Genomic DNA, 3,189 nt, shown 5'->3' on the forward strand with positions numbered 1-3,189 from the left:
TGTGCTCCGGCGGCGCCCTCGTCCTGCCCGAGACCGCGGCGTGGCTGCCCGGACAGGTGCGGCGCGCTGTCCGGAAGGCGGAGGTCAGCGTGGTCCACACCGACCCGGCCGGTGCCGCGGACCTGCTGCTCGCACAAGGGCCCCCGGCGTCCGACATCGCCCCGTTCCGCCTGGAGCCGGACGCCGAACTCCGGTCGCTGAGGCTGCTCGCCGTCAGTGGCGACCGCCTCTACCTCGACGAACACAGCGCCCTGCAGGACCGGCTGCGCCCCGGCGCCCGCGTCCTCAACGTCTACGCCCTCACCGAGGCCGCCGGCACCGGCGCCTGGTTCGAACTGCCGCAGCTGCCCCGCCCGCTGGACGGGCCCGAGCGGATCTCCCTGCTCGGCACCCCCTTCCCCGGCTGCCGGGTCCGGGTGCACGACGGGCACCTCACCGTGGACCCGCCCGGCGGCGGGGAGGCGATAGCCACCGGCGACCTCGGGGTGCTCCGCCCGGACGGCCTCCTGGAGTTCGGCGGCAGGGCCGCCGACCGGATCGAGGCCGGGGACGGCACCCGGATCGACCCCTACCCGCTGGAGTCCGAGATCCGCGCGCACCCCGCCGTGGGCACCGCCCTGGTCAACCGCGTCGCCGTCGCCGGGGGCGGGCACCGGCTCGTCGCGTACCTCTCCCCGCCGCACGGGCTCCCGGCCGAGGTCCTGCCGGACACCGCCCGGCTCCGGGAGCACCTGAAGGGGAAGGTGCCCGCCGACGCGGTCCCGCGCGCGGTGGTCCGGATGCGCGCCCTGCCCCGCACCCGCGCCGGCCGCGAGGACCGGACCCAGGTGCCGCAGCCGCCGCTGCTCCTGGCCCCCGTGGCCGGGGGCCGGGGCGGCGGCAAGTACGGGGGAGTCCGGACGGCGGGCGCGGCCGGGAGCCAGGAGGTGCTGCCGCTCGGCTCCGCCCTGGGCTGCGGCGCCCCGCTGCTCGGCCTCCTCGCGCTGGCGTTCACGAGCGTCATCTGGCCCGGCTCCACCGACCTGACCGGCGTCCCCAACCCGTGGGCCGCGCTCTTCTGGATCCTCTACCTCTGCGAGAGCCTCGCCTTCGGGGCAGGGGTGGTGTTCCTCTTCAGCGGCCGCGGACCGATGCTGGCCCAGCGGCGCGGGCGCGGCATCACCGCCGCCGCACACCTGGCGATCGCCTACCTGCTGATCGCCTGGTGGCCGCAGGACAACCTCTACCGGCTGGCGGCCAAACAGGACTGGCCGCGCCAGGCCGCCCTGGTGTACGCCTTCAACGTCCCGCTGATGATCGCGGCCCTGGTCGTGGCCGTCTACGCGACCCGGAAACCGGTCAGCCCCTTCGACTTCGACGACTGACCCCCGACGGGGGCGGGCACCGGGCCGGGGTCTGAGGCGGGGTCAGGGGCCGGGGCGGGGGGCCGGATGGGGGTCGGGGTCGAAGTCCGGTCCGAAGCCGTCGCCGGCCGCTCGGGCCCGCTCCCGCACCAGTGCCTCGGCCGCGTCCAGCGCCCGCGCGCCGCGCGCGGCCACCAGCACGCCCAGCCACGGCTCCGGGTCGAACGCCCCCGTCGGGATCGCCGGCACGAACACCGCCCCGAGCGCGGCGCAGCCCCGCACGAGGTCCGCGCAGAGCGCCTCCACCTGTGCGTCGGGCAGCCGCGCCCCCAGCTCCACGCGGTCCGCGATCCGTACGAGGTGCCCCGCGCCCCGCAGCTCGTCCAGCCGGGCCGCCACCATGAACGCCGCCGACGGGCCGGTCAGCCGCAGGTTGGCCTCGGTCGGCGCGAGCCGCCCCGCCGCGTCGGTGACGAAGTCCACGTCGAACCAGCCCCGGTAGCCGGCCGCGGCCAGCTGACGGCCCACCGCGGCCCCGAACGCCAGCAGCGGCCCGGCCAGGCGGCCGGGCACCACTCCGGGGCCGACCGTCGCGCCGCGGTAGCCGCCGTCGGCCACGTCCATCACCGCCGCGCCGACCTCGTGCGGCCGGCCGGCGCCGTCCACGAACCCGTCGTAGGTCAGGTCCCGCGGCAGGCGCGCGTCGGCCGGGCCGTGCACGTACTCCTCCAGCAGCAGCGGCCCGCGCGGCAGCCGGCGCAGCACGGCCCGGGCCCCGCCGGCCGCCTTCACCTCCCCGGGGGTGACCACCGTGGTGCCCGAACCGCCGACACCGTGCTCCGATTTGAGAACGGTGCTCTCGCCCGCCCGGGACCGGGCCGCCAGCAGCCGGACGGCCGCCCGCCGGGTGCGGGCCCGCCACTGCGCGGGGAGCGTGATCCCCGGGTGCCCTCCGCCCGCCAGGATCCGCCCGAACAGGGCGTGCGCGGCCGACTTCGACTCGTACCGCAGCCCGTCCGGCCGCCACGGCAGGCCCGCGAGCCGGGCGTACGGCCCGGTCAGCCCCCACGGTACGAGGGGCCGCCCGCCCTCCGTCAGCCGCCGGGCCAGCGCCGGCCGGGCCGCCACGGCGTCCGACAGCCCCGGGCCCCGCTCCGCGAGCCCGTCGTACACCTCGACCTCCCGGTCCCAGCCCAACTGCCGGCCGACCAGGGCGACCCAGCCGGGGGACACGGCGCGGGGCAGCACCAGGGCCGCCGGGCGGGGGCTGTAGAAGGCGGCCAGGCAGGCGTAGTCGTGCGCGGCGCGCTGCCCGGGGTCGAGGGAGGCGTCGGCGAACTGCGCGTTGAACTCGGCGACGTTGCCCACGTGCACCGCCGGGACCCCGCCCGTCCAGGCCCGCGCCCAGTCCGCGAGCGGAGCCGGCCGGGCCTCGAACCGTACGAGCCCCTCCGGGGCCGCGCCCGGGTGCTCCACGGCGCCCATCGCCCGGTAGAAGCCGGCCGCGTGCGGATCGGCGTCGATCAGCAGCCTGCGCAGGCCCAGGCCGGCGGCCCGGCGCAGCACGTCCCGGTACAGCAGCCGGCCGGTGCCGAGTCCGATGGCGGAGGGCTCCACGAAGAGCAGCCCCAGCCGGGCGGCCGGTCCGCTTTCCGGTCCGCCCCCCGGCCCGCCCCCCGGTCCGCCCCCCGGTCCGCCCCCCGGGGTGTCGCCGTCCCCGACGTCGTCCCGGGAGGAAGAGGCCCAGCAGTTCTATATGAATAAATGTCTATCTATATATATGTATATATATATATGTTTGTTATATATATGTATATATATATGTATATATATATATATATATATA

At 76.4% G+C, this 3,189-nt stretch carries 2 protein-coding genes; one reads left to right on the plus strand and one right to left on the minus strand.

The annotated features are described in order from the left end of the window. Nucleotides 1-1,364: AMP-binding protein (locus tag SSNG_RS31470; RefSeq protein WP_042802443.1), on the plus strand; the 1,364-nt coding region annotated here is incomplete at its 5' end. A gap of 42 nt (nucleotides 1,365-1,406) precedes the next feature. Here the strand turns inward: SSNG_RS31470 and SSNG_RS44280 are convergent. Then, complete coding sequence (locus SSNG_RS44280) at nucleotides 1,407-2,975, minus strand: hypothetical protein (protein ID WP_347232509.1); 1,569 nt, start codon at nucleotides 2,973-2,975, stop codon at nucleotides 1,407-1,409. Nucleotides 2,976-3,189: the final 214 nt, after the last annotated feature.

It is taken from the genome of Streptomyces sp. C, from assembly GCF_000158895.1.
GTDB classification, from domain to species: domain Bacteria; phylum Actinomycetota; class Actinomycetes; order Streptomycetales; family Streptomycetaceae; genus Streptomyces; species Streptomyces racemochromogenes.